Annotated in this window: 1 protein-coding gene; it reads left to right on the top strand. The window is 61.3% G+C overall.

Annotated features, from left to right (window positions below; all coding sequences use genetic code 11):
• Positions 1 to 64 precede the first annotated feature (64 nt).
• Positions 65 to 1218, top strand: a protein-coding gene (locus tag AB4Z00_RS26535; protein ID WP_442047902.1) for an IS3 family transposase whose coding sequence is annotated in 2 segments (ribosomal slippage) — positions 65 to 323 and positions 323 to 1218 — 1155 coding nt in all. Because the reading frame shifts where the segments join, the coding sequence is not laid out codon by codon here.

Below are 1218 nucleotides of genomic sequence, written 5' to 3'. Positions count from 1 at the left end.
TGACCTGCCCCCCGAAAGGTCCCTCATTCTGATGTAGAGTCTGCCCACGAGAAGGAGCAGACGCATGAGGAAGAGCCGTTTCACCGAGGCGCAGATCATCGGGATGATCAAGGAACAGGAGGCAGGGCTTCCAACGGTCGAGGTTTGCCGGAAGCACGGCCTGAGCACGGCGACCTTTTACAAGCTGAAGGCGAAGTATGGCGGCATGGAGGTTTCCGATGCCCATCGGTTGCGGCAGTTGGAGGACGAAAACGGCAAGCTGAAGCGGCTCCTAGCCGACAGCATGCTGGACAACGCGATCCTGAAAGACCTGCTGGGAAAAGGCTGACGACGCCGGGCCAGCGGCGCGACGTGGCGCTCGGTGTGATGAGGGACTACCAAGTCTCACAGCGTCGGGCCTGCGTGCTGATTGGCGTCGATCCCAAGACGGTCAGGCGCGAACGCCCGCCGGACCACGGAGCCATCCGCGAAGCCATGCGGGAGATCGCAGGGCAGCGCCGTCGGTTCGGCTATCGCCGGATCGGCGTCATGCTGGAGCGCAAGGGCATGAGCATGAACCACAAGAAGCTCTACCGGCTATATCGGGAAGAAGGCTTGTCTGTACGCCGACGACGCGGCCGCAAGCGCGCCMGAGGCAGCCGRACGCCGGTGCCGGGAGCACTTCGTCCTGGTGACCGCTGGTCGATGGACTTTGTCGCCGATACGTTTGGCGCGTCGCGCAAGTTCAGGATTCTGGCGATCAACGATGATTGYTGCCGGGAGAACCTGTGCCTGGCGGCGGACACCAGCRTCTCGGGGGCTCGAGTGGCGCGCGAACTGGATGCGCTTGTTCGCCTGCATGGGAAACCTGCTTGCATCGTCAGTGACAATGGCACTGAATTTACGAGCCGGGCGATCCTACAGTGGGCYAGCAAGAACAAGGTTGAGTGGCATTACATYGACCCCGGAAAGCCCCAGCAGAATGGCTTCATCGAGAGCTTCAACGGCTCATTGCGCGATGAGCTGCTCAACGAGGAACTGTTCGACAGCTTGGCTGACGCCCGTCGGAAGCTGGCCATCTGGCGCTACGACTACAACCATGTTCGGCCCCACTCATCGTTGGGAAATCGAACGCCTGCACAAGCGCGTCGGACGTTCGTGCAGGACGATAGCATCACGCCCGACGCGCTTGTGCAGGCGAGCGTGCCGGATTATTCAACCGCAAGACTCTCGTTATGA

It is taken from the genome of Novosphingobium sp. YAF33, assembly GCF_052113265.1.
In the GTDB taxonomy this organism is placed as follows: Bacteria; Pseudomonadota; Alphaproteobacteria; order Sphingomonadales; family Sphingomonadaceae; genus Novosphingobium.
This window is presented reverse-complemented; position numbering and strand designations above follow the sequence as displayed.